19 protein-coding genes are annotated in these 25,542 nt (G+C 44.8%); 6 read left to right on the top strand and 13 right to left on the bottom strand.

Translation table 11 applies throughout. The features are described from left to right. Nucleotides 1-164 precede the first annotated feature (164 nt). From QUA20_RS16720 to QUA20_RS16710, 3 genes are all read left to right on the top strand, one after another. A complete protein-coding gene (locus QUA20_RS16720; RefSeq protein WP_172185936.1) occupies nucleotides 165-1,841 on the top strand; it encodes an AarF/UbiB family protein in 1,677 nt (558 codons plus the stop codon). A 148-nt stretch (nucleotides 1,842-1,989) separates the two neighbouring features. After that, nucleotides 1,990-2,364 carry a hypothetical protein gene (locus QUA20_RS16715; protein WP_333190030.1) on the top strand — a complete coding sequence of 125 codons (375 nt, stop codon included), beginning with the start codon at nucleotides 1,990-1,992 and terminating at the stop codon, nucleotides 2,362-2,364. 191 nt (nucleotides 2,365-2,555) lie between these two features. After that, entirely contained in the window at nucleotides 2,556-3,506 is a 951-nt protein-coding gene (locus tag QUA20_RS16710; protein ID WP_333190028.1) for an NAD-dependent epimerase/dehydratase family protein, read from the top strand. Between the two features lie 99 nt (nucleotides 3,507-3,605). Here QUA20_RS16710 and QUA20_RS16705 read toward each other — a convergent pair whose 3' ends face one another. The 12 genes from QUA20_RS16705 to QUA20_RS16650 form a co-directional block, all read right to left on the bottom strand. After that, on the bottom strand, nucleotides 3,606-4,643 hold the full coding sequence (locus tag QUA20_RS16705) for an Npun_R2821/Npun_R2822 family protein (RefSeq protein ID WP_333190026.1): 1,038 nt from the start codon (nucleotides 4,641-4,643) through the stop codon (nucleotides 3,606-3,608). 155 nt (nucleotides 4,644-4,798) lie between these two features. Further along, a complete protein-coding gene (locus QUA20_RS16700; protein ID WP_333190025.1) occupies nucleotides 4,799-5,671 on the bottom strand; it encodes an Npun_R2821/Npun_R2822 family protein in 873 nt (290 codons plus the stop codon). Further along, nucleotides 5,668-6,642, bottom strand: coding sequence for an Npun_R2821/Npun_R2822 family protein (locus QUA20_RS16695; RefSeq protein WP_333190023.1), 975 nt, complete (start codon nucleotides 6,640-6,642; stop codon nucleotides 5,668-5,670). Before QUA20_RS16695 ends, QUA20_RS16700 begins: the two co-directional genes overlap by 4 nt. Before the next feature lie 96 nt (nucleotides 6,643-6,738). Beyond that, nucleotides 6,739-7,851 carry a formylglycine-generating enzyme family protein gene (locus tag QUA20_RS16690; RefSeq protein ID WP_333190022.1) on the bottom strand — a complete coding sequence of 371 codons (1,113 nt, stop codon included), beginning with the start codon at nucleotides 7,849-7,851 and terminating at the stop codon, nucleotides 6,739-6,741. Then, complete coding sequence (locus QUA20_RS16685) at nucleotides 7,848-8,813, bottom strand: glycosyltransferase family 10 domain-containing protein (RefSeq protein WP_333190019.1); 966 nt, start codon at nucleotides 8,811-8,813, stop codon at nucleotides 7,848-7,850. Before QUA20_RS16685 ends, QUA20_RS16690 begins: the two co-directional genes overlap by 4 nt. A gap of 118 nt (nucleotides 8,814-8,931) precedes the next feature. Beyond that, nucleotides 8,932-10,131 (bottom strand): glycosyltransferase family 4 protein, encoded by a 1,200-nt coding sequence (locus QUA20_RS16680; protein ID WP_333190016.1) that lies wholly within the window; start codon nucleotides 10,129-10,131, stop codon nucleotides 8,932-8,934. Between the two features lie 77 nt (nucleotides 10,132-10,208). Further along, entirely contained in the window at nucleotides 10,209-12,212 is a 2,004-nt protein-coding gene (locus QUA20_RS16675) for an ABC transporter ATP-binding protein (protein WP_333190014.1), read from the bottom strand. A gap of 92 nt (nucleotides 12,213-12,304) precedes the next feature. Further along, entirely contained in the window at nucleotides 12,305-13,456 is a 1,152-nt protein-coding gene (locus QUA20_RS16670) for a glycosyltransferase family 4 protein (RefSeq protein WP_333190012.1), read from the bottom strand. A 282-nt stretch (nucleotides 13,457-13,738) separates the two neighbouring features. Further along, the gene (locus QUA20_RS16665; protein ID WP_333190010.1) at nucleotides 13,739-14,578 is read right to left on the bottom strand and encodes a hypothetical protein; all 840 of its coding nucleotides are present in this window, start codon (nucleotides 14,576-14,578) and stop codon (nucleotides 13,739-13,741) included. Nucleotides 14,579-14,607: 29 nt separating this feature from the next. Then, nucleotides 14,608-15,531: an alpha-1,2-fucosyltransferase gene (locus QUA20_RS16660; protein ID WP_333190054.1), complete on the bottom strand. Its 924-nt coding sequence runs from the start codon at nucleotides 15,529-15,531 to the stop codon at nucleotides 14,608-14,610. A 79-nt stretch (nucleotides 15,532-15,610) separates the two neighbouring features. Then, nucleotides 15,611-16,612, bottom strand: a complete 1,002-nt coding sequence (galE, locus tag QUA20_RS16655) for a UDP-glucose 4-epimerase GalE (RefSeq protein WP_333190009.1) — start codon at nucleotides 16,610-16,612, stop codon at nucleotides 15,611-15,613. A 194-nt stretch (nucleotides 16,613-16,806) separates the two neighbouring features. Further along, the gene (locus QUA20_RS16650) at nucleotides 16,807-17,010 is read right to left on the bottom strand and encodes a hypothetical protein (RefSeq protein WP_333190007.1); all 204 of its coding nucleotides are present in this window, start codon (nucleotides 17,008-17,010) and stop codon (nucleotides 16,807-16,809) included. A 230-nt stretch (nucleotides 17,011-17,240) separates the two neighbouring features. Here QUA20_RS16650 and gloB point away from each other — a divergent pair, with 230 nt between their 5' ends. Continuing rightward, entirely contained in the window at nucleotides 17,241-18,014 is a 774-nt protein-coding gene (gene gloB / locus QUA20_RS16645; RefSeq protein ID WP_333190005.1) for a hydroxyacylglutathione hydrolase, read from the top strand. A 93-nt stretch (nucleotides 18,015-18,107) separates the two neighbouring features. Here the strand turns inward: gloB and QUA20_RS16640 are convergent, their stop codons facing one another. Continuing rightward, nucleotides 18,108-18,947: a glycosyltransferase gene (locus QUA20_RS16640; protein ID WP_333190004.1), complete on the bottom strand. Its 840-nt coding sequence runs from the start codon at nucleotides 18,945-18,947 to the stop codon at nucleotides 18,108-18,110. A gap of 643 nt (nucleotides 18,948-19,590) precedes the next feature. Between QUA20_RS16640 and QUA20_RS16635 the strand changes: the two genes are divergently transcribed. Beyond that, a complete protein-coding gene (locus tag QUA20_RS16635) occupies nucleotides 19,591-24,696 on the top strand; it encodes a PAS domain-containing protein (RefSeq protein WP_333190003.1) in 5,106 nt (1,701 codons plus the stop codon). A 199-nt stretch (nucleotides 24,697-24,895) separates the two neighbouring features. Next, entirely contained in the window at nucleotides 24,896-25,354 is a 459-nt protein-coding gene (gene rplI, locus QUA20_RS16630) for a 50S ribosomal protein L9 (protein WP_015177225.1), read from the top strand. Nucleotides 25,355-25,542: the final 188 nt, after the last annotated feature.

Genomic DNA, 25,542 nt, shown 5'->3' with positions numbered 1-25,542 from the left:
AGAAGGAAGAAGGAAGAGGAAGAAGGAAGAGGGAAGAATAAAGAATGTTTGAACTTTCGACTTCCCATCCCCGATGCCCGATGCCCGATGCCCGATGCCCGATGCCCGATGCCCAATTCTCAATTTAACCTGTAATTTTCAGAAGATAAGAGGAAAATAAACGAGTGCCTCAGTATCAATTCACTCAGGCTAGACGCTACGATCCACAAGCGATCGCTCATTATTACCGCAACCGTCCTTGGAAAGCAATTTGGCGAGCAATTACCGTTATTTGGTCTTTTGCAGGCTTTGTTCTGGGGATGCTGTGGGACAGTTGGCAGCACGAAGTCGCAGCACACCAGCCGGAACGGGCCGCCCACCTGCGACAAATACTCACTCGCTTGGGCCCCACTTTCATTAAAGTCGGTCAAGCCCTTTCTACCAGACCGGATTTGATCCGCAAAGACTTTCTCGAAGAATTGATCAAACTTCAGGATCAATTGCCGCCGTTTGACTCGGTGCGCGCTTTCGAGATTATTGAAGCGCAACTCGATCGCAAAATTAGCGAAACCTATAGCGAAATCTCCCCCGAACCTGTCGCAGCGGCAAGTCTCGGTCAAGTCTACCGAGCTCGCCTCCTCACCGGAGAAGCAGTAGCAGTCAAGGTTCAGCGACCGAATTTGCTTCCTGTCTTGAGCCTCGATCTTTATTTAATGCGCTGGGCGGCTGGATGGCTGGGCCCATTGTTGCCGCTGAATCTCGGTCACGACCTTTGTTTAATAGTTGATGAATTCGGTATCAAATTGTTCGAGGAAATTGATTATATCAATGAAGGACGGAACGCCGAGAAATTTGCTACAAATTTTGCCGACGACCCGACCGTAAAAGTTCCGAGTATTTACTGGCGTTATACATCAAATTGCGTTCTGACTCTCGAATGGATTGAGGGCATCAAGCTGACAGATATAGAACGTGTTAAAGCCGCAGGTTTGGATACCGATAGTTTAATTGAAGTCGGAGTCCGCAGCGGTTTGCGGCAGTTGCTGGAACACGGATTTTTTCACGCTGACCCCCATCCGGGAAATCTGTTTGCCTTAGCGGACGGCCGCATGGCTTACATTGATTTTGGGATGATGGATCAGATGGAAGAAACAACTAAAGAAACTTTGGTTGATTCTGTCGTTCATTTGATCAACAAAGATTATTTAGAGTTAGCCAAGGATTTTGTCAAACTTGGCTTTTTGACTCCAGATACAGATATTATGCCGATCGTCCCGGCATTGGAATCTGTACTCGGTGATATCGTCGGCGAAAAGGTGTCAGATTTTAACTTCAAAACGATTACAGACCAGTTTTCGGAGTTGATGTACGATTATCCTTTCCGAGTGCCGGCGAAATTTGCCTTAATTATTCGCTCTCTGGTGACAGAAGAAGGTTTGGCCCTGACGCTGAATCCCGATTTCAAGATAGTCGAGGTGGCGTATCCTTATGTAGCGCGGCGTTTGTTGAACGGAGAATCTCCGGCACTGCGGCGGCGTCTGATTGAGGTATTATTCAAAGATGGCAAATTCCAGTGGAACAGGTTAGAGGACATGATCGCGATCGCCCGATCCGATCGCAGTTTCGACTTGCTCCCCACCGCCCAACTAGGCTTGCAATATTTGCTGTCAGATGAAGGGTCGTTTTTGAGACGCCAATTGATATTGGCTTTGATAGAGGACGATCGACTCCACACCGAAGAAGTTCGCCGCCTGTGGAACTTAGTCAAGGAAGACTTGCAACCAGGTCGCCTGTTTAACGTTGCTCTAGGGGCTTTGGCGGATTTTTCCACAACAGGAGCAGCGGCGCTAACTCGATTTTAATTAGAAGGAAGAAGGAAGAGGGAAGAAGGAAGAAGGAAGAGGGAAAAAGAAATAAAAATAATTCTACTTTTGCCAATTCCCAATTCCAAATTCTCAATTCCCCACTCCTAATTCCCAATTTCCAATTACCCAAATTAAGGAATTATTCGTGTATTATTTTCCAGAACCTCCCTATTTTTTAATGTCGGCTGGATTACTAGCAGGTATGGCTTCCGGCCTAGCATTTGAAGCAACTCTCAAACAAGCCGTACAACTGTGGTCTAAAAATCGTTCTACTCGCACTTTGGCTGACCTGCAAGGGCTGCAATTGCTGATACCTTTTCTGGGAATGGCTGGCGGAATTTGTGTATTTTTAGCTTCGGGGATGGAGATTTTTGCCTTCCCAAAACTACTTTGTTATGCGCTAGCTTTGCCACTGACGGTACTGACTGCCTGGCTAGTTTGGACTCAGCTAGGCAAGCTTTTGATCGAGCTAGAACGGGGAGGTTCCCAAGCGCTGGATTTAGATTCTTTTGAACAATGAAAGTTAACTATCAACTTCTTTTGTGAAAAGCAAAGGGGTTGATAGTTATTTAGGATTATCCTAATTAGAGGCTTTAGGAACCGCCGAGAACGCAGATGAAGAGAAAGAAGAGGATGACAACTTAGGCAGCAATTTGTGTAAAATTTTAAAGATTTAAAATCTAAAATCTAAAATCTAAAATCTAAAATCGAATGAGTATTTTAATTGTTACGGGTGCGGCGGGATTTATTGGGTCTAACTTAGTAGAAACTCTTTTAAATCGAGGAGAGACGGTGATCGGTGTTGATGAGTTCAACGATTATTACGATCCGGCCCTCAAGCGCAAGAATATTGCACGATTTGAAAAGTATCCGGGTTTTGAATTGGTGGAAGGCGATATTTTGTCTCTCAATTGGCGAGGTCTTTTATCTGATGTTAAGGTAATATTTCATCAGGCGGCGCAAGCAGGAGTTCGTGCTAGCTGGGGCGACGGTTTTCGCAGCTATACCGAACGCAATATTAACAGCACTCAAGTATTGTTAGAAGCGGCCAAAGATGCGCCAAAATTGCAAAAGTTTGTGTATGCTTCTTCTTCTTCAATTTACGGCAATGCTGAATCTTTTCCCACGAATGAAAACGCTTGTCCGCAGCCAGTTTCTCCCTACGGAATTACGAAATTAGCCGGTGAACGTTTGTGCGGGCTTTATTACAAAAATTTTGGCCTTCCGACTACTTCGCTGCGCTATTTTACTGTTTACGGGCCGAGACAGCGCCCCGATATGGCTTTTCACAAGTTTTTTAAGTCGATTTTGTTTGACGAGGCGATTTCAATTTTCGGGGACGGATTGCAAACGCGGGATTTTACGTTTATCAGCGATTGCGTTGCTGCGAATTTAGCGGCGGCTGAGGTTCCGGAAGCTGCGGGGGAAGTTTTTAATATTGGTGGGGGAAGCCGGGTAGTTTTGAGAGAAGTTATTGATACAATAGAGAGAATTGTCGATCGACCAATTCGGATCGATTTTACCGAAGCTGCGAGGGGAGACGCGCGGCACACTAGCGCGGATGTGTCTAAAGCCAATAAAATCTTAGGCTATCAGCCGCAGGTTGCTTTAGAAGAAGGTTTAAGGCGCGAATGGGAGTGGATTCAGTCTTTGTACAGTTAGATTACAGTTAGATGCTATAGCAATCCTAAATCATTTGTGAATTTCTTACTCCCTCCCCTTACCAAGGGGAGGGTTGGGGTGGGGTAAAAACTTTACGACTCATTTAGGATTGCTATATCTCTCCCAGAAATTCCGCCACTTAAATTGAACATTGTTAACTTTTTGAATTCCCCAACTTTTGAGATTTCTCTGCAAGCGAACCAACAAATTTGGAGGCGCGAGTTTTGGCTGTGTTTCCGGCGAATTCAAATAACGGTAGTGCAGAAATACCTCTCGATACGGAATCTCAACATCTTCGCCAGCACACAATCGAGTAAACTTTGCAGCCGAAATACTCATGTAGTGCAAGTAAGTCAGCCGCCGTCCTTTATCATATAAAACATCATCTATCACATCAAATTGAGAAGACCAATGATTTCCCGTTACCTCTTCGGGTTGAGCATATGCAAAGTTGTAAAAAGAGATTTTGCTGCGGGCGACTAAATAGTTAAGTAAAGATTGGTCAGCGCCCCGTAAAGACATAATTTCCGCTTCTCCTGATGTTAATTTTTCTAAAAGCTGATAGCAATTATTTCGATTTAAAACCCCGGGTTTTGACGCAAACCAACCCGCACAAAAAGTATGAGATTGCAGTGCGTCCCAATTTAAAATTTGAGGTAATTTTGGGGAGGACAAATCAAATATATAATTGAGATCTGATTTGTATTGAAAATCGTTTGCTACCCAATCAAAATCATCAAGCTTTTGATAAATGTAGTCTAGAGAACCCATTAACAGAGTGTCTGCGTCAAAATAGATAAATTTATCAAAAGGGCCGTCGAAACAACATAATTTTCGGTGCATTTCCAAACATTGAACAGGTTTCAAACCTTTAGATTGCCAAGTTTTTTGAGCTTTTGCATGAGTTTTCCAAACTTGAGTTGCAAAGTCTTCCCAGAAAATGATTGAATCGCTATTTTTAAACAGGGTGACATTGTGTAGGCGGGAAATGTGCGATCGCACTTTTTTCAAGTTATCATCATAGGGAATGATGCAAACTTGAATATCTTTGGCCCCATTGACTTCGAGACTGTTCAATAACGCGACTAAGTGGTCAAAAACAACATCGTTTGCTAGAACATAAATGCCATCAGTCATCGGATTTTAGTTAATAAGTAACCCAGCGCATATATATTTCTTGTGGTGCGGGCAAGATGCCCACACCACAACAAATAAAATTTATTGATTGTGGAACAGGCATCTTGCCTGTTTTCCAAAGCTTGTTGATAATGATAGAACATATGATTTTATCCTCACCTACTGAAAGCCCGAAATATTTTTTGCACTAAATTTGGTTGTTCCTCATTGAGATAACGATAATATTTCCAAAGTTTCCAATAAGGACTACCAGATTTAATCGGTATCCCAGCCCAGTGAATATATTTTAACCTTTTGCCTCGGTCATAAAGAACATAATCTATTTCTTGAAAATGCTTGGAACCCGCCCAGCTTCCGGGTTCTGTTGCTGAAATTTTAACAAGGTTGCAGCGTTTGGGAATCAGCTTGAGAATGATATAATTTAGTATAGGTTGGTCTGTGACATTTTGAGTAAAGTCAAAATATTCTCGATGCTGCGAACATTCTCGCAAAATTCCATACATTTGCGATTCTGTAATAGTTCCTTTTCTGGAAGCCCAAAAACCGCTGTTGAATACATCTTGAAGCTGGGAGTCTGTAAAAATATTTTGTTCTTTTACAAGTGGTGAAAATACATTTCGCAGTTTTTCGCTGAGGTGGTGGTAGTCGCAGCAAAAAAAGTCTACTTCTGATAGTTTGTTAAGGTTGGCTGCGATGTCTTCAAAGACGATGATATCGGTATCGATGTACAGAAATTCATCAAGCGGGCCAAACCAGGCGGCGAGTTTTCGCATTTTATTAGGCAGTGCTAAAAAGTTGCGATCGAACATTTGGCCAATTTCTTTGGTAAACTGTTCCACAAACTGCAGATTTGGGAACAATCGCACCCCGTGGAGACTGCTGAGTGCGGCTGCGACTTGCTGATAATTGTCGTCGAAGGGAATCATAAAAATTGGTACTTGACAATTGTACAGACGTATGCTGTTTAAAAGGGCGATCGCACTTTCGATCACTTTATCATTCGCAACAATATAAATACCGCCATTCATACATTTATCCTCAACCTTCTCAACACTCTTTGTAGCAAATTCGACGCAGAAACATCAGTATAAGACTTTGGCGCTTGGGCAAAAATCGGACGCTTGGACGGTTCGCGGAGATAGCGGTAATGCAGGAACAAATCGCGATAGGGAAAGTCAATATTTTCACCCGCACAAACTCTCTTAATTACATCAGGCTGCACACCAATATAATGAATATAAGTAAGTCGGTTTCCCTTGTCGTACAAAATCCGATCTTGCTCTTCAAAATGTTTAGAAGTCACGCTGCACCCGGTTTTTTCGCCATCCGGGAGGCTATAAGCAAAATTATAGCTATTCATCCCCGTTTTCATCACCATATAATTGAGCAACGGCTGTTCTCCCGCACCTTCATAGAGAATTTCCGCCTCGCCCGATTGCAGTTGAGCTAACAGCCATTCCCTAGTATTTTGCTCAAACAATCCTTGCTTGCTGGCGTAAAATCCAGAACAAAATATTTCCGAGTCGATCCGATTTTGCTCAAAAACTTCGAGGAGTTTTGGTGAGTGAATATTGTATACTTTAGTGGGGTCGCGAAATTGAAAATCATAAACCACAAAATCCGATTCTTCTAACTTCTGAAAAACCGCATCAAGGGAATTCATCACCAAAGTATCGGCATCCATATAGATAAACTTTTCAAACGGGCCGTCAAAAGCGCAAAAGCGCCGATGTGCGCCGTAAAGCCGAAATTTTTTGCGGTTCAAACGCTCGGGTGCGGCTGCTTGCATGAATTTATCCCATCGCTGAATTGAGGCGCTATCTTCATAAATAAAGACGTTGGGACGGTTAACAATTTCAGTTTTAATTTGCTCTATTTGGTCGTCGAAAGGATAAATACAGACAGGAGTATGGGAGCCTAAGATAACTTCAATACTGTTGAGCAAGGCAATTAGTTGGTCGTAAACTGTATCGTTGGCAAGCGTGCAAATTCCATTCATATATATAGTCTCGCGAAGGCGGACTTTGTTTGACAAGAAGCGGTTTCAACCGCCGAATCATTTAGTAAAATGGTAGAGGAGGGCGATAGGGGAAGACTAAGACGAGGAAGAAAGCGACGCAACCGCTACACGAAAACTATTGCCGCTCGACCTGTTGCTCGCGGGGGAAGCGCCACGAGTGGCACAACGGCAACCGATACACTCACTGGCCCAGCAACCGCCACGGAGCACGCGGTAATCCTCTTTGCCAGTTTCCCAGGAACTTCCGTCAGTTGGTGCGCCGTTATAGTTTTGGTTCCACCTATCGCTGCACCACTCTGAAACATTGCCGTGCATATCGCACAGTCCAAAAGCGTTGGGGGGAAAAATCCCTAGATCGGTTGTTTCTTCGCGATAAAGTCCTCCGGCGGTGTATCCACAGGGGTCACTTGCGTCATAGTTGACTATTTCCGTGGTAATGTATTCCCCAAAATGAAATGCGGTTGTTGTATCGGCACGACAGGCGTATTCCCATTCTGCTTCACTCAGAAGGCGATATTTTTTCCCGGTCTTTTGCCAGAGTTGGGAACAGAATTCCACGGCATCATCCCACGATACATTTTCTACAGGACGTTTTTCACCTTTGAACTTCGAGGGGTTGTTTCCCATCACGGCTTGCCACTGTGCTTGGGTGATGGGATATTTGCCTGCAAAAAAAGCCGGTACCGTGACTGGATGCTGTGGACTTTCGCAATCATATCGTCCTGTTTCGTTGCTGGGGGAACCCATCATAAATGTGCCACCGCGAATGCGAACCATTTCCAGTACAATTCCGTTCCCTAAGTCCTCGGGGAAGAAGTGAGCAGAGTGACGGTTGCAACTGTTTTTTAGTGGTAGAAAATTTACTGTTATCGCATCAAACTCAAAAGTAGGCAAATAGTTGGGCATATGCAATTTTTTATTTAAATATTCTCTATTTTGCAGCAGCGAATAGGCTGCAATTTTCACCGACATCGATTCATCTTTCAGTACCCCAATTATTAAATCTAAACCTGCATCTCCATATTTGAGCGCTTCAGACAGTGCAGCAATTTTCACCTCGACAATCGGTGAAGCCAAACTGCTCTTAATGCCGGAAATCCCGCCTAAAACAGCAGCACCTATGGGGGGTGGATTTTGACCGCCGAGTACGGCATCGTATTCTCTGGGTTGATTTTGATTTTCTGTCATTGTGCTATTTCCTGATCTACAAAATTAGACAGCCAATTAAGCAAGTTCAATTCGTGGAGAATGATTTGTCTGGCTTCAGCAATTTTTTCCCTGGCTTCATGCCAATAATCCGCAGTCGCCACAACCTCTTTAATAAATTCTACTCCTTTCTCATCCAGACTGGGCAGCCGTAGGAAACTCCCTGCAGGCAACAACTTATCTGCCGCCGAACCGCCGTAATAAATTGGCAAACACCAAGCTAACAAAGCATCCCAAAGCTTCTCGCTGACATACCAATCGTTTTCGGCATAATTTTCAATAGCTAAGTTGTAATAGTATGGTGCGACAGCGTGCCATTTATTGTTCACAGTCCCGTTACCGCGCGCCCAAGTTGGCAAGTTTCGCCCGTAAAGGTCAAAATCCAATTCTTGCGATCGCAGCAATTTGATAAAGTCTAATCTGTGGCGGTGATTGGCGGTGCGGCTAACACCTGAAGTAATCCAAGAACAGGATTTAGTTTTCGGGGGCGCAGGCATTTCATCGAGTTCTCGAAACGAGTTAGAGTGATACCAAATCGCGGGCATATAATCTGGTTTTGGTGCGAAATCGTCGGGCCCGGAAACGTAACCGCAATAAAGTTTGGTTTGTTCGTAGTTGGCTTTGGTAATTTCAATAACTTCTGGTAATGGTGGCTCGCGGATCAGGTAAATTATGCGTTCCTTGGGGACACCGCGCAATTTTTCTCGAATGTCATTTTCTGGATTTTGAGGGCTTGGACGGCGAATTTTGTCGAACCAGGACTGCTGTTTTAGCGATCGGGGAAAGTCGAATTGATACATGAGTAAAAACTCGGGTTCTGGGTGATTTGCTAGCATTTGAATGTTGCCCCATTTGCCGAAGTTGTGGGGGGTTTGTTGCCACAGCCAGTCGCTTTGGTTCATGCCTGGATAGGTGGTGATTGTGCCGATAATTTTTTTGTTCATTTCTAATAATAAATCTGGTTTTTGCGTGTGGGCGGGGCGGGTTTATGAGATTATTAATTTTAGGCGATGATTGTTGGTAAAACCCGCCCATACGGATTTTTAAATTATGGGATGCGGATTAATGAATAATTTGCGATCGCACTTGGTCATCCACATAACTTAAAATTCTCTCTATCCTATTTTCCCACGAAAATTGCTTAACAAAATTCAATGTTTCTGCATAACCTTCGCTTTTCCTCGGATATTCGGTTAAACAATCTCGAATGCTTTGCGCAAAGTGGTGCGGGTTATCCGGTTCGCACCAAGTTGCTGCTATATTTCCCGATTTAAATTCCATTAAAGATGCAATTTCCGTCGCCACAATCGGAGTTCCCGATGCCATGTAATCAAAGAATTTTAAAGGAGATGTGAACGTCGCGGCCTCTGTCAAACAGTGCGGGTGAGTCAAAACATCGGCTGCTTGCAGCAAGCTAGCCAGTTGATTTTGAGGCAGGTAGCCGAGAAATTTAATATTTTTAACTTGCTTGTCTTTTGCTAATTGCTGGTAGGCTGTTACTTGGGATGAATCACCGCCAGCGATCGCAAATTGAACCCGCGGCAATTCCTTAGCCACATCCACCAACATATCAACACCTTTAAACGGGTAAAGTCCTCCCGCATAAACTGCTAAATGCTGTCTTCCATCTCCTAATAATTGGTGCCGCCAATTCTGGGCAGCTTCTGTTTGTCTGGCGAGAAACAAATGGTTAAAACCGTTGTGCAGCTTAATTACTTTTTCCGGTGGCATTCCATTCTTAATCATGCTGTCTCGGACAGTATCTGCAACAGTTACAGCAATTTGAAATAGAGGATTGCGAACGATTTCTGGTTGAAAATTTTTGTTTTCGTGGTGGTGCTGTTCGTAGATAGCGGGAATTCGGTTTTTAATGGCAGCTTTGACAAAGTTCCAGTCGCGAGTGTGGACAATTTTAGTGGATTTAACCAGGTGAATCGGTAAATAGTATTTTGAGACGATCGTACTCGCACTCGTCCACTTGCTGTCCCAAAGGTCGATCGGCCACGGGACGGGCAAATCTGCTACTTTTAATTGTTCCTGAAGATTGTAAATTTTGGCAAGTTGGTCATCCGGTTTCCTCGGTTGAAAAGGACGAAGTAAATCAACGGGATTCCAAGCATTCCATCCTTTGCGGAGGTATACCAAAACTGCTGGATAACCGAGGTTTGCTGCGGCATTGGCAGAGTGCGCAACTTGAACTAAGCTCGCTACATTGGGTTGCGGCAAGATATTTCTGGTAAAAAATACATAATATTTGGACATGGTAATTGGTAATTGGTAATTGTTGACTGTGCAGACTGTTGACTAATGACTACTGACTGCTGCCAACTGCCAACTGACTACTTTTTAACAGCCTGACGCTTAATAGTATTTTCTATAAATTCTAAAGTAGTGAAAATATTAGCAGCGGAGTGAAAGGATTCTCTGATTAACTCGTCTCTTTCTTCGGGAGAGTCTACCATTTCATCTACTAGCAATTTGAGGTAAGCTATCATGGGAGTCAGACGAGTGCGAATTTCGTAAGAACCTCTAATTAGAGCTTCGTCACGAGCGGTTTCTTCGGCAAATTGCACTGAATACAAGCGAGTGTAGTAACCTCCTTTTGCTAGCAATTCTTCGTGGGAACCCATTTCTACGACTTGTCCGCGATCGATCACGGCGATTTTGTTGGCTTTTTGGACTGTGGAGAGGCGGTGGGCGATGACTAAGGTTGTGCGATCGCAGCTCAATTTCTCGATCGCCGCTTGCACGTACCTTTCCGAAACCGTATCCAGCGAACTCGTTGCCTCATCTAAAATTAAGATTTCCGGGTTTTGCAGCAAAGCTCTAGCAATTGAAATTCTCTGACGCTGCCCTCCGGATAAGATCACGCCCCGATCGCCAATTTGAGTATCCAACCCCTCCGGCAACAGTTGGATAAACTCGTAAGCATTCGCTCCCTTCGCCGCTTCCACAATTTCTTCCTCAGTCGCTTGAGGCCTAGCGTAAGCAATATTTTCGCGCACTGAAGCATTAAACAAAAACGTATCTTGGCTAACAATACCCATCGCTTGTCTGAGACTTTTTAGCTCAAATTCGCGCAAATCCCTGCCATCGATCGAGATATGACCTTCAGTAGGATCGTAAAATCTCGGCAGTAAATCTGCCAAAGTTGACTTGCCAGAACCCGAAGTTCCTACCAAAGCCAACGTAGTGCCGTGAGGTAGAAATAAATCAACTCCTTGAAGAACTAAATTTTTGTGGTTAGGATAACTAAAAGATATTTTACTAAAATGAATTCCCGATCGCAAATGAGTGTACGGCACAGAACCGTTCAGCATAAATGGCTTGTCGTCGCACCTCAAAAATTCATTAACCACCTCTACACTAGCCGATGTATTAGCAAATTGACTGCGCCCGCTATTCAATTGAGAAATTAAAGGAATTAACCTAAACATTACCAATAAATAGGTCAATAAAATTGTAGAAATAGACTCTATCTCATTCGCAAATATTGTGCGACCTATAAATACAATCAAAATTATAACTATTAAATTAACAACTTCGTTAATTGGGGCGATCGCCGCATAATTTACCTGAGCCTGAAAATCCGCTTGTTCTCGCCTTTGAATTAAATGCTTGATCCGCTGATACTCCCTTTCCTCGTTCCCTGTTGACTTGACCAGCCGAATCCCAGTAATGGTTTCCAGCACCCTAATCGAATAATCTTTCGACATTTCAGAAAGCAGGTAGCCAAAATGCTTGGAACGGTTAATAATATATTGATTTGTCCAAGCAACAAACGACAGCAAAACTGTAGCTGTCACCGTCAGTTTCCACGAGAGAGAAAGCAGCAGACCCACAAACACCAAAACCGTGATTGAGGTAGTAAACATTCCTATCGCCGTGCCAACTGCACTAGCAGTCCGACCAATCTCTCCGCCCAATCTATTAATTAAATCCCCGACTTTAGTTTTAGAGTAAAAATCTAAATCTACTTCTAACAACAACCGCAAACCTGCTTCTCGCAAATCAAAAGTCAGAGAGCGCGTCAGAGAAGTAGCTACTAAAGTATTGATATAACTCGCAATATTTTTCAAAAAAATTGCCAGAACAATCGCGCCGGTCATCACCATTAAACGCTGATTTCCTGGCATTCCCTCAAAGGGATACATCAAAGTTTTAATTATAGGTGGAGCGCCGCGCAGCTCGATAGCTTCCTCTAAAAAACTTAAAAGCACTGGTACAATCAGAGTAGTGCTGATACCGTTGAATAAAGCGCCAGAAAAGCCCAGAATCACGGTTAAGAGAATCCTGCCGGGATATCGTCTGGCAAATTTTAGGAGTAGCTTATTGGCAGACATGAAGCATTCCCAGCTAAACAGTACGGCATCTCAAAATATTCTTTAATAACAGCCAGTTTTTCTTCCTCCATTGAGTAGTTTTAAAATAACCTTTACATACCTGCAATTATATCTGAAAGTATCGGTTTCATTGCTTGAATACTATATTCTTTCACACATCTTTCCCGAGCTTTCATTCCTTGTAAATTAGCCGCTGTAAAATTTTGAAATATCCATTTAATTTTTTGTGAAATTTGAGCGGGAGAACTCGGATCGACTAAATAACCCGTTCCCCCTAAAATTGCTGGAATATCCCCCACTCGCGTAGACAAAACAGGCTTAGCCATTGCCATGCCGTCTGTCAGCTTGAGCGGAAACTGAGCCACGGCTGTGAGAGTGTCTCGCTGAGGAACAACGACAACATGAGCCCCCGCTACAATGGACGGCATCGTCTCGACTGGAAACCGTGGCAGTTTAACAATCCAACGCCCCCATTGTTTCACAAGTTTATCATCATAATCATCATAAGGACTTCCGCCGACGATAACTAATTTTAAATCGGGCTCATTTAACTGTTCGAGAGCCATCAAAACATCCTCAACACCTTTATGAGGTCGTGGTGCTCCGGGAAACATCAGAATTCTATAGCCGGACAAGCCGTAACGCTGTCTGCTCAATTCAGGATTGTATTTAGCAGGGTCGAACATTACAGTATCCTTGCCATTAGGCAAATATACACCCCCGAAACGCTGTTTTAAAAACTCAGTATCAACAGTGACTGCATCAGCACGGTGGATGAGACTTTCCATCCACTTGAGATAGAGGGGATGATCTGGTTCTCTCAATTGACCGTTGTGTTTGAAAATATCTCGATAAAGTTGTTTGAAAGAGGGACGGTATTGCCATTCATCTCCACTGTACCAGCTCAGTTCCCAGTCGTCTATATCTAAAATTATAGAGTGGCGAGTTGCCAGTTTTTTTAGCAGCGATAAACCAAAGCTTGTAGGTTTAGGTTTGACTGCATAAATAATATCCCCATCTATTTTTTTCAAAAGTTTTTGAGCATCCATCAAAAACCCCGGATATTTTTTACCCGGTATCGCACATACCGGGATGTCTCTGGGAGGAATAGCATACAATTCGTTGCCAAACTGAAATCCAACAACTTCTACATCACATTTAAGCTCGCTAAGGACTTGAGCTAAAAGAAAAGCACGAATTGCACCTCCTCCTGACAAATCGCTTACTACTAATGAAACTTTCACTGAGTATTTTGTTTAAAACATTTGTTTGATTTTCCTGCTTAACCGAACTTTTGTCAAGGCAATCGGGACTTGCGCGCCCCAGACCAAAAAAACCTGGTTTTTCACCAGGGAAAAGGGCAGCAACGAAATATTTTGGTAAAAAAAACCCAGTGACGCATCTAGGACTTTTATTCAAGCCAGCAATACTTATTCTAGGTAAATATTCGGATATGTTGAGGCTAATTTTTTTGAATTGTTGGCTGAATTTTGTTGCTTTTGATGCAGTTTGCCAACAAACTTTAATTATTTTAAACGCCAGGGATTGTTAAGTTGATTTGGTAAAAATATTTTAGCCATGCGATCGACTATTCTAGTAAAGAGCGATCGGGTCACGTTCTTTGCGTACTGAGGGCGGTAAGGATAAGTGCAGTGCATTACTTTAATCGGTTTGTCGATCGCATAAATTTCCTTCCACTTATCCAAGTAGTTGTAAACAGGGGACAAAGTTGTCATTTTCGGTTTCACAGATTCAACAGCCGCCGCAAAAGCACCCTGGTCTTTTAAGAGTAGCACATTTTGATGCGCAACTACCATCTCGAAATATTTCTTAAAGTTGGTGAACAATTCCTGAGTTTTACTGCTTTTCGTAAAAGCGATAAATCCGCCATTGTATTGAATGCTATTTTCATTTAGCGGCAACCCGACAGACTGCAAAGTTGACATAATATCCTGCTTGACTCTTAATAAATTTGCAGCTTTAGCAATCGCAGGCTGCACATCTTTCGTCACCAACAAATCCACCCCGTCAAGAAAATCAAAAACCTCATCTATTGGCGACAGCAAACAAATATCACAATCCATATAAATAGTTTTCTCAAACAGAGATTCCCCGTACAAAGCCAGCTTAGCTAGCCGCGACGCTAAAACAGGATTTTCATGAGAGGGTGCAGGTTTCAATATGACATTTCCGAACACCTGAAGTAAAGGGTATAAAATTTGAGGAACTCTATCTATTAAAACAATAATGGGTTCGCAGTGAAACTTCCTGACTGAAGCCAGAAAATGAACGCAATCCTGGAAAGAGTAAAGACCGGTTAAAATAGTGATAAATCCCTTAACTGCTAATTTATTATGTGAATTCATTAATTTACTTATTGATTTACTTATTTCCCTCAGTGTGTCCACTCCCAAAAGCTCTCACTCCATTTATCTCGAGCGTGAAAAACTCCTTGCCATTCATAAAAATGTACAAAATCTTTTAGGTTAATTGTTTTATTGACCTTGCGGATCATATAAAGAGGTTTATCTCCATAAAAAGAAGCCCACATAGTATAACTGCTAGGCGGTCCGACAATATAGTGGCACTCAGCCAGAGCATACATATCTTCAATTAAATGAGCGCTGCCAAATTCACATTTAAACTTATCAAATAAACTCTGGTTTTGCGAGTAATTAGAACAAATCAAAAACTTGATTTTTTTTCCTTCAAATAGCCTTACCACAGAATTCATGACTTCTAAATATTGCTCAGTTGTGTAAAAGTATCTCCCCTTTTGATGCTGAGCATAATCTCCTTGACGAATGTGAATTCCGACGATAATATCAGAGTTATTTTTGACATTCAATATCAAACGATCTACATTAATTCTATATCGCTCTAATGGTGCAAAATATGCTCTAATCTGGTCGGCGTACTTGTGTAACGTGGGGACATCTTCTACAAACCAGCCATCTCGAAATAGCCAGCCTTGAAAAGCAACAATTGAACGGTGCTTGATTTGTTCTATTTCCTGATATTTTAGCCAACTAAAAGGTTTTTTTCTGGTTATCTCTTGCGTTTTTAAAATTTTTTTATTGCTTAAATACTTAATAAAATTATAATATTTACTTCTGACAAACTTGTTACCTGCTGCGGTAAAAAATGGAGGAGGATAACAACACAAAAAATCTCTAGCGGTTCCCACAAAGAATTCTGCATATTCGTCAAAAGCAGGATTGAGAACAGTCAAATTATGCTCGATCGCCCAAGCAATGAAATTAGCAAAAAGCAGCAGTCGGTTGCCGAGTTGTCCCGATTTAGCAGATATTATTAGCATACTCACTGTTTTTTATTAATATCAGGTGCTTAGGGCGCACGCTACACAATGGTAAGGTGCGCCCTAAGCAGCCTACCGACTAAGAATTGTGGCGTTTTTGGTGCCACTGCCAAGCATGAGAGATAATGTTCTTAATGTCGGGATATTCTGGAGACCAACCCAAGGTTTTGATGGCTTTCTCGCTGCTGCCAACCAAAGCAGGCGGGTCTCCCGGACGCCGATCGCATTCAACAGCCTTAATCTCTTTTCCCGTCACTTGGCGAGCCGTTTCTATCACCTCTTTCACCGAAAACCCGCCGCCGTTGCCCAAATTAAAGAAATCAGATTTGCCACCATTTAGCAAATATTCTAATCCTAAAATGTGAGCAGATGCCAAATCGTTAACGTGAATGTAATCGCGAATGCAAGTACCGTCAGGAGTATCGTAATCCGTGCCAAAAATCGCGATCGAATCTCGTTTACCCAAAGCAGCAAACAACACCAGCGGGATTAGGTGAGTTTCTGGATTGTGATCCTCTCCTAACAACCCGTTCGGATCGGCACCAGCCGCGTTAAAATAGCGGAAACACACAGACCTAAAATCGTACGCAGCGTCAAAATCCGACAAAATCCGTTCTACCATTAACTTAGTAGCGCCGTAGGGATTGATCGGGTTTTGTGGGTGGTCTTCTGTGAGCGGAATTTTCTGCGGTACGCCGTAAGTCGCGCAAGTAGAAGAAAACACAAATTTCTTCACGTTAGCAGCGAGCATTGCTTCCAAAAGAGTAATAGTACCGATGACATTATTGCGGTAATATTTAGCTGGGTCGGTAACAGATTCGCCCACGTAAGCGTATGCAGAAAAGTGCATTACCGCAGCAATATTGTGCGTTGCGAACAGGTTGTCCAGAAGAGTCCGATCGCTCGTATCGCCAACTACCAACTCCACCTGCAAAGCCCGATCTACTATATCTCGGTGACCGTAAACTAAATTATCCAAAATCACCACACCGTAACCGGCGTTTTTCAGTGCTAATACCGCGTGAGAGCCAATATATCCAGCTCCACCCGTCACCAAAATAGTTTGTTTTTCTGCACTCATTTTATTCTGCCTGTTTTTGTAGCTGGGATTGCCAAGAGCCTTGTTAATTTGAGACTTCTACAACTGACGCTTTCACACTCCACGCGAGCCGGAGAAATCAAGCGAGATATATAGACTTTCCTGTGCGGCACGATCGCACTCCGAAAAAACGCTTTTTACACTCCAGAGGGATGCTGAATGCGCAACTCTTCTGTTCAATCGATAAACTTGAGGCGACCAATTTGGAGATAATCAAATATCCGATTAATTTGGTGTCGATCCTCTTCTGTAATTTTATCATCTGACAGGATAGCAGAAGTCAAAACTAAATGTTCCCGGCGAGTAATCTTGCCAGACGCTACAATCCGATCGACCATTTGAGAAATTGTTAAGTTCGATTTGTTGTGAGATGTTCGCATTTATTCGATCGCTTCTATGTCACAATAGTTAAACGGGATTGCAGTTTTTGACCCAAAACCAAAAATCGTGCGTACCAGACTGTAACTCAATTTGCTCAACAGCAGAAATAAGCTATCAGAGTTTTAGTTCCAAAGATAGATGTGCGGACTTGATAAGTCTGCATTCAGCCTTCGGATACCGTTCAGACTAATTTAATTATATAATATTTTTCCTAGAGAGGCAGTTTTCTATGCAGGTTTATAGGCTTCCGGTACTGTCCGACAATTACATTTTCTTGCTGCACGACCCCGATCGCCGCACAGCAGCCGTCGTCGATCCAGCCCAAGCAGAGCCGGTCTTGCAGCAACTGCGATCGCTCGGAGCCGAATTAACCGCAATTTTCAACACGCACCACCACAGCGACCACGTAGGCGGCAACCAGCAACTGATCGATCGCTTTCCCCAAGTTAAAGTTTACGGCGGCGCAGAAGACCGAGGCAGAATTCCCGGACAGCAAGTGTTTTTACAAGCGGGCGATCGAGTTGAATTTGCTGGCAGAAGCGCCGAAATCTTCTTCGTACCCGGTCACACAAAAGCTCACATCGCCTACTATTTCCCCCCCAGCAACCCAGGGGAAACCGGCGAATTGTTCTGCGGCGACACTTTATTTGCTGGAGGCTGCGGCAGACTATTTGAAGGCACTCCAACTCAAATGTTAGCCTCCCTCGGGCAACTGCGAAACTTGCCCGACAATACAAGAGTTTGGTGTGCCCACGAATACACGCTGAACAACCTGCAATTTGCCTTGAGCGTGGATGGCGACAATCTAGATTTACAGCACCGCTTGGGCGAAGTCAAAGAAGCGCGCAGTCGATCGCAACCTACAATACCATCATCGATCGGCATCGAAAAAAGCACAAACCCATTTTTGCGCTGGGATTGTCCCAACCTCCAATCAGCCACAAACAGCCGCGATCCAGTGCAAACCTTCGCTCGATTGCGCGGCATGAAAGACCGATTTTGACCGAAAGCATCCAGGATACAAGCCCCCGGATTCATCCGTGGGGTCAATGCTTCAATCTAAAATCTAAAATCTAAAATCTAAAATCGATTGACCTTAACGTTTTTGTTTTTTCAGGTAACTCTTAAACTTGAGTATCGGTTCGCTCAACCACCGATCTAATCTTCTGTATTTTACCTGAAAGCTCGACAGCCCCTTAAACTTATTTGGAATTTTTTCCAGTTCGTCCTTAAACGGTGTCTTAGACAACATATCCAGCCATAATTGATTGGGGGCGGAGCTTTCCCACGGTTTCGGTCTTGACATAAAGTGCATCACTTTACTTGACTTATCATCAGTATCGTGGTTGTTCCATATTTGCCCTAATTGCTTCCACCTTCCCACTAAAACAGAATTTAATGCACCTTGATCGCGATCGCCCCAAACGTGAACCCTAGCGTTTTGGAGCAACTTTTCGGACAGTTTGTCTTCCTCCCAAAGCTTCATGTTGTAAACTAAAACGCCACTATTGAAATAAGGGTTTCGATCTTGATAATTGTTGCAATTTCCCCAGACGTTAGCTGCGGCTGCTACCGGCATAGTTTGAAAATTTAGGTTCCACAGCGGCTCTAAACTCCCCACAACGATCGTGTCGCTGTCGAGCCAAATCAGCCTTTCTGTTTCTTTCGTATATTTTCGCGGCTCCAATTTAACGTAAGGAAGTTTAGAACCTGACACCGAAAGAAGTTGGTCGTAATTAGATTGCAATTCTTGCCATTCAATCTGGTATTTGCAGCAATTCTGTAACTGTTTCTTTTGCTGTGGGTCTATCCTGGTAGATACAATGCTAATTTTTACAGGCTGCTTCCCAGATTCGCTAACATTGAGATCTACAGACTTGAGAAGTGCTGCTAACCCCAGAATATAGGTGCGATCGGCGGCTGTGAATATGTGCATAGGATTAAGTTTGTGAAATGAATGGCAGTAAAAGGCGCACGGTCAAACGCGATACAAACGCTGGGACTGGAGGAAGCAGGCGGCCCTGTATTGGGGTAAATGCGATCGCCCGTTTACCGTTGAGACCAACATAATCTTGCCTCAACTTACGAGCGGGTTTACACAAAAAAACGGGGTTTCTAAGTAGGTAGGCGGAAATAAAGTTTACAATATAACAGAATGTAAGAAGGGCGTAACAAGAGCGATCGCTTCGTTTCACTCGCTCCGAGAGAGACCTTATTTATTTTCAAGCTCGATCCACTTATTTACCTGTGCGCAAGTTTCATCTGTTCGCGCCCCAAAACGAGCAACAGCCGTCGGTAATATGCAGCAACGCCGAAAACTGATGAGACTTACTGACCTGGCCTTTGAAACAGCCAGAAATTTGCCCGTCGCCTGTGCTGAATCTCGCAACTGGTTAAGACGTGGGACTCTACGATAAAATAAATTGTCGAGATCTCGATCTTCCCGCAGGACGATTGACATCCCTCTGAGGTTTGAATTGTCACCCCGATTCAATCAAAAGTTCCTCTGAATTCTTTCCCTATTCATTGATGAGCGCGATTGGCTTGGCCAAAAGTAAAATGAGCTTTGTTAGAAACCGATGCAAAATCCAGGCAACACTGAACCCCAACCGAAAATCGACCCCTCTGTTTCAACGGATTCTCACAAAGCATTCTACCCAGCCGCGCCTTTTCCCACAGATGTAGGGATGGTTCTGCAATTGGCAGATGGTAGCATTCAGGGGTGCAATTCTCACGCCCAGGATCTGTTGGGGATGACAGCCGAACAGATGCAGGGCAGCACTTCAATCAATAGTCTGTGGCAGACAGTGCGTGAAGATGGCTCGGATTTTCCCGGCGAGAAGCATCCGGCGATGGTGGCGCTGCAAACCGGGCGATCGTGCTCAAATATCATCATGGGCTTTTATCGGTCACAGGGAGAATTGATTTGGTTGACGCTCAATTCTCAACCTTTATTTCAGGGAGATCGATCGACTCCCTATGCGGTAGTAACAACCTTCACCGAGATCGCTCAACCTCAGACACAAGCAGTCTGTCACGCGCCCGCCCAACAACTGTCAGACACCCTCGAAAGTATTTCGGATGGGTTCTTTGCTTTGGATCGAGACTGGCGATTTACCTACCTCAATTTGCAAGCGGCACGGTGGCTGAATCGACTCTCGGAAGAGTTGATTGGCAACAGCATTTGGGAAGAGTTTCCCGAATCTGTGGGCAGTTTGTTTGAAAAGAAATATCGCCACGCCGCGACATTCCAAGTTACGGTTAGTTTTGAATCTTTTTATCCGCCGCTCAATGCTTGGTATGCGGTACGAGCCTATCCGATCGCATCGGGACTTGCCGTTTATTTTCAAGATGTGACCGAGGAGAAAGCGGCTCGGGCTATTTTTATTCAACAAGCGCAAACTGTGCAGCAACAACTAGCAGAAATCGAGGCGATTTATGCTAGTGCGCCGATCGGACTTTGCTTTATCGATACCGACTTGCAGTTTGTCCGCATCAACGATCGGCTAGCAGAAATTAACGGAGTTCCAGCCGCCGCTCACATCGGCAAAACATTGCGCGAAATCTTACCAGAACAAGCAGATAATTTAGAGCCTCTTTACCAACAAGTTATTGAAACTAAAGTTCCCCTCAAACAGCTCGAAGTTCGCGGGACGAACTCAGCACAGCCGGGAGTCGATCGCGATTGGCTATTGAGTCTCTATCCGCTGAGGGCCGAGGACGATCGCGTGCTGGGCGTGAATGTGACGGTGCATGAAATTACCGAACGCAAAGCTACCAAAAAAGAAATTCAACGGCTCAACCAAGAACTAGAGCGGCGAGTTAATGAACTGCAATCGATACTTGATGCTGTACCCGTCGGTATTACGATCGCCGACGACCCACAGTGTAAAGTAATTCGCGCTAACCGGTTTGCCGAGTCGATGTTGAAAGTGCCCCCCGATACCAATGTTTCTGGAACCGGAGAGCAAGCCGCAGTCCTTCCGTTTAGACAACTCCGCAACGGACAGGAAATTCCGGGAGAACAACTCCCCATGCAACTAGCCGCGGCTTCCGGCGTCGCAGTGCGAGATGTGGAAATTCAAATGGTGCGCGAGGACGGCGCGGCCTTTGATTGGTTGGTGAATGCGGTGCCGTTATTTGACGAACAAGGTGCAGTTCGCGGCTGTGTGGGGGCGTTTGTGGATCTTAGCGAGCGCAAACGAGCTCTTGCTGCTTTGCGCCGTTCCGAGGAACGCTATCGCACTTTGTTTGACTCCCTAGACGAAGGCTTTTGCGTCATAGAAATGCTGTTTGACGAAAACGACAAGCCGATCGATTACCGCTTTTTGGAAGTCAATCCTGCCTTTTTGAAACAAACCGGACTCGAACAAGCTGTGGGCAAAACGGCGCGACAGATGCTTCCTGAACTCGAAGATTATTGGTTTGAGATGTACGGCAAAGTCGCGCTGACGGGGGAGTCCTTGCGCTTTGAGCACGGCTCGGAAGTCATGAACCGCTGGTTTGAGGTTTCGGCGTTCCGCACTCCTGAGCCGCAGAGCCGAAAAGTCGCCTTACTTTTCAAAGAAATCAGCGATCGCAAACAATCGGAAAATCTGCTGCGGCAACAGTCCGAGCAACTGCGGCTGTTCGTCAAACATTCGCCTGCGGGGGTGGCGATGTTTGACCGGCAGATGCGGTATATGCTGGTGAGCGACCGCTGGCTGGTAAGTTACGGGCTCGGCACTCAAAACATTGTGGGCCGATCGCACTACGACATCTTTCCCAATTTGCCCGATCTTTTCAAACAAATCCACCAGCGCTGTCTGGCGGGAGCAGTCGAAACCTGCCAAGAAGAGCAGTTTCCCCGCCCTGATGGCTTAATCGACTGGGTGCGGTGGGAAATTCACCCTTGGCGAACCAACACCAATGAGATTGGCGGCATCATGATTTTTTGCGAAATCATCACCGAGCGCAAAAACGCTGAACTCGCGCTGCAAGCGGCCTCCCAGCAAGTCAGCAATATTCTAGAAAGTATTACCGATGCCTTTATGGCGATCGATTCACAATGGCGCTATACCTACGTTAATGCCACTGCTGAAAAACTGCTTTCTCGATCGAGAAACGACTTGTTAGGTCGATCGATCTGGGAGGTATTCCCCGCCCAGGGAGAATCGAATTCGATGGTATATCAAGAATTTCATCGAGTCGTTAACGAGCAAGTTTCTGTCAAATTTGAAGAGTTTTCCCCGCCGCTTCAGAGATATATAGAAGTGAGCGCCTATCCTGCAGCCGAAGGACTTACGGCTTATTGGAGCGATATTAGCGATCGCAAACGCACTGAAGAAGAACTGCGGCAAAAGAATGCGATTTTGAATCTAATTAATGAGTCAGCGCCCACGCCAATTTTTGTTAAAGATCGAGAAGGACGGATTATTTATGCAAATCCAGCCACCTTGAAGGTGCTGGGTAAACCTGCTGCTGAAGTAATTGGCCGGCGCGATCGCGATTTATACCCAATAGCAGAACTTGGAGCCACAGTCACGGAAAACGATCGCCGCATTATGGAATCCGGACAAACAGAAGTCGTCGAAGAATCTCCCGATGGCATTCGGACATTTGTGGCAATGAAAGCTCCCTACCGCAATCAGGCGGGAGAAGTCATCGGCCTGATTGGCATCTCCAGCGACATCACAAATCGCAAACGAGCAGAAGTCGCCATGCAAGAACAAACTAAGTTACTGCAAGTAATTATTGACAGCATTGGTGACGGTTTGATTTTGGCCAACCAACAAGGGGAGTTTGTGCTGTTTAACCGAGCCGCCGTGCGGATATTCGGTCAGCTATCGAATGAAAAATCTTGTGAGGAATGGTCGAGTACCTACGGACTTTTTACGACAGACAAAAACACTTTCTTCCCCGACGCTGAACTACCTCTAGCCAGAGCAATCAAAGGTGAATATGTCAATGATGTAGAGGTATTTGTCCGCCGCGAAGATTCCGAAGATCGCTGGATCAGTATCAGCGGTTATCCAGTAGTTGATGCTAGCAGTGAAATCAAAGGCGGAGTGATTGTTTGTCGGGATATCACAGAACGCAAACAAGCAGAAGCAGCGATGCAAGAAAGCGAAGAACGATTCCGCAATATGGCTAACAATACTCCTTTTATGGTATGGGTAACAGACTCCACAGGCTATTGCACTTTCTTGAGCAAAAGCTGGTATGACTTCACAGGTCAAACTGAGGAAATAGGTTTGGGATTGGGTTGGGTAAACGCGCTGCATCCAGAAGACAGAGAACAGGCCAAGAAAGCATTTTTGACCGCCAACGAACGCCAAGAACCTTTCCGCGTGGAATATCGCATCAGGCGCAAGGATGGCGGATTTTCTTGGGCGATCGATGCGGCTGCTCCCAGATTTTCCGAAAGCGGACAATTTGAGGGTTATATCGGCTCTGTAATCGACATTACAGAGCGAAAACAAGTGGAAACCGAGCGCGATATGGTTCTCCAATTAGAACAAACTGCCCGCGCGGAAGCGGAGCGAGCTAACCGCATTAAAGACGAGTTTTTGGCAGTGCTTTCTCACGAGTTGCGATCGCCCCTGAATCCGATTTTAGGCTGGTCGCAACTGCTCCTCGGCGGCAAGCTGAACGCCACTAAAACTGCCAAAGCCTTTGAGACGATCGAGCGCAACGCCAGACTGCAATCTCAATTAATCGAAGACTTGCTTGACGTGTCTCGGATTCTGCAAGGGAAACTCACATTAAATGTTGCTCCGGTGAATCTGGCAACGATTATTCCGTCTGCGGTGGAAACTGTGCAATTAGCAGCCGAAGCCAAAAAAATTCAAATCCAAACAATCTTAAATCGCGATATCGGGCAAGTTCTCGGCGATACAAGTCGCTTGCAGCAAATTGTGTGGAATTTGTTATCAAACGCGGTGAAATTCACGCCCGAAGGCGGTCAAGTTGAAGTTCGATTAGCGCAAATCGAAGGCAAAGCTCAAATTCAAGTCACGGACACGGGTAAAGGTATTCTTGCCGATTTCTTGCCTTATGTTTTCGACCATTTCCGACAAGAAGACAGCGCTACAACTCGCAAATTTGGCGGCTTGGGATTGGGATTGGCGATCGTCCGCCAACTCGTCGAACTTCACGGCGGAACGGTGTTTGCAGAAAGCAGCGGAGAAGGCCAAGGAGCGACGTTTACGGTGAGATTACCGCTATTAAATGATGATTCTAGAAGGCAGGAGGAGGAAGCCGTCAATGGGGCTGCTAGTCCCGATATCTCATCCTTGCCGCTAGCTGGATTGAGGATTTTGGTGGTAGATGATGAGCCTGACTCGCGAGATTTTGTCGCTTTCGTGCTTGAGGAAGCGGGTGCAGAGGTGATTTCCCTGTCATCTGGTGCTGAGGCGCTACAGTCGATCGCACAAACTGCACCGGATTTGCTCGTCAGCGACATCGGAATGCCCCAGATGGACGGATATATGTTGATCGAGCGCATCCGCACTCAGCTTGCGCCTGAGTATCGCCAGTTGTTGGCGATCGCCTTAACGGCCTATGCTGGAGAAGCGAACGAGCGCCAAGTTTTGCAAGCCGGATTTGACAAACACTTAGCCAAGCCGATCGATCCGACTGAGTTAGTTGCTACTGTAATGCGATCGATCGCTCTCAACGAGCGAGCGCGACGCTTTGCTAGGTAAGCTTAAACAGCAGCACCTCCCCGTTTGGCGAATTTCCAACAGAATTTGCCAGTTATAAAGATATTATGCCTGTCTTCCTTCTTCCTTCTTCCTTCTTCCTTCTTCCTTCTTCCCTCTCCCTTCTTCCTTCTCCCTTGCGATCGCCCCTCAAACTTCGCTATTATAAAAAGTTGCAGTTAAAACCCCACAATCAACGATCATGGCCAAGCGCGTCCAATTAGTTTTAAATAAAGATGTCAGCAAACTCGGCAAAGCTGGCGACGTAGTAGAAGTAGCCCCAGGCTACGCCCGCAACTACCTAGTACCCCAAGGAATGGGATTTAGAGCCACTCCGGGCATTCTCAAGCAAGCAGAGCGCCGCCGTGAAGAAGAAAGACTGCGCCAGCTAGAGCTCAAGCAGCAAGCTGAAGTCCGCAAAACCGCCCTCGAATCGGCCGGGCCTTTCATTATCTCCAAGCAAGTCGGCGAAGGAGACGCGATTTTTGGTACTGTCACCAACCAAGAAGTAGCAGAACTGATTTTCAACTCTACCAGTCAAGAAGTCGATCGGCGCGGCATCACTCTGCCCGAAATTCGCCAAACTGGTACATACAAAGCTGAAATCAAACTACACGCAGAAGTTACCGCCGAAGTTGATATTCAAGTTGTTCCGATGTAATTAAGAGTTATCAGTCATCAGTCATCAGTCATTAGTTGTTAGTCATTAGTCATTAGCTAAGAACTGAGTACCGCTAACTAAGAAGTGAGTAACGCTAACTAAGGACTGAGGACTGCTAACTTGCAGATTTAAAACTGAGGACTAATCACTGGCAACTAATAACTATAGGATTTACGCAAAAAATGGTT

Origin of the sequence: Microcoleus sp. Pol7_A1 (genome assembly GCF_036701085.1) — a bacterium.
Lineage (GTDB): Bacteria > Cyanobacteriota > Cyanobacteriia > Cyanobacteriales > Microcoleaceae > Microcoleus > Microcoleus asticus.
Note: the sequence above shows the minus strand (reverse complement) of the source record. Positions and strands in the feature narration are given on the sequence as shown.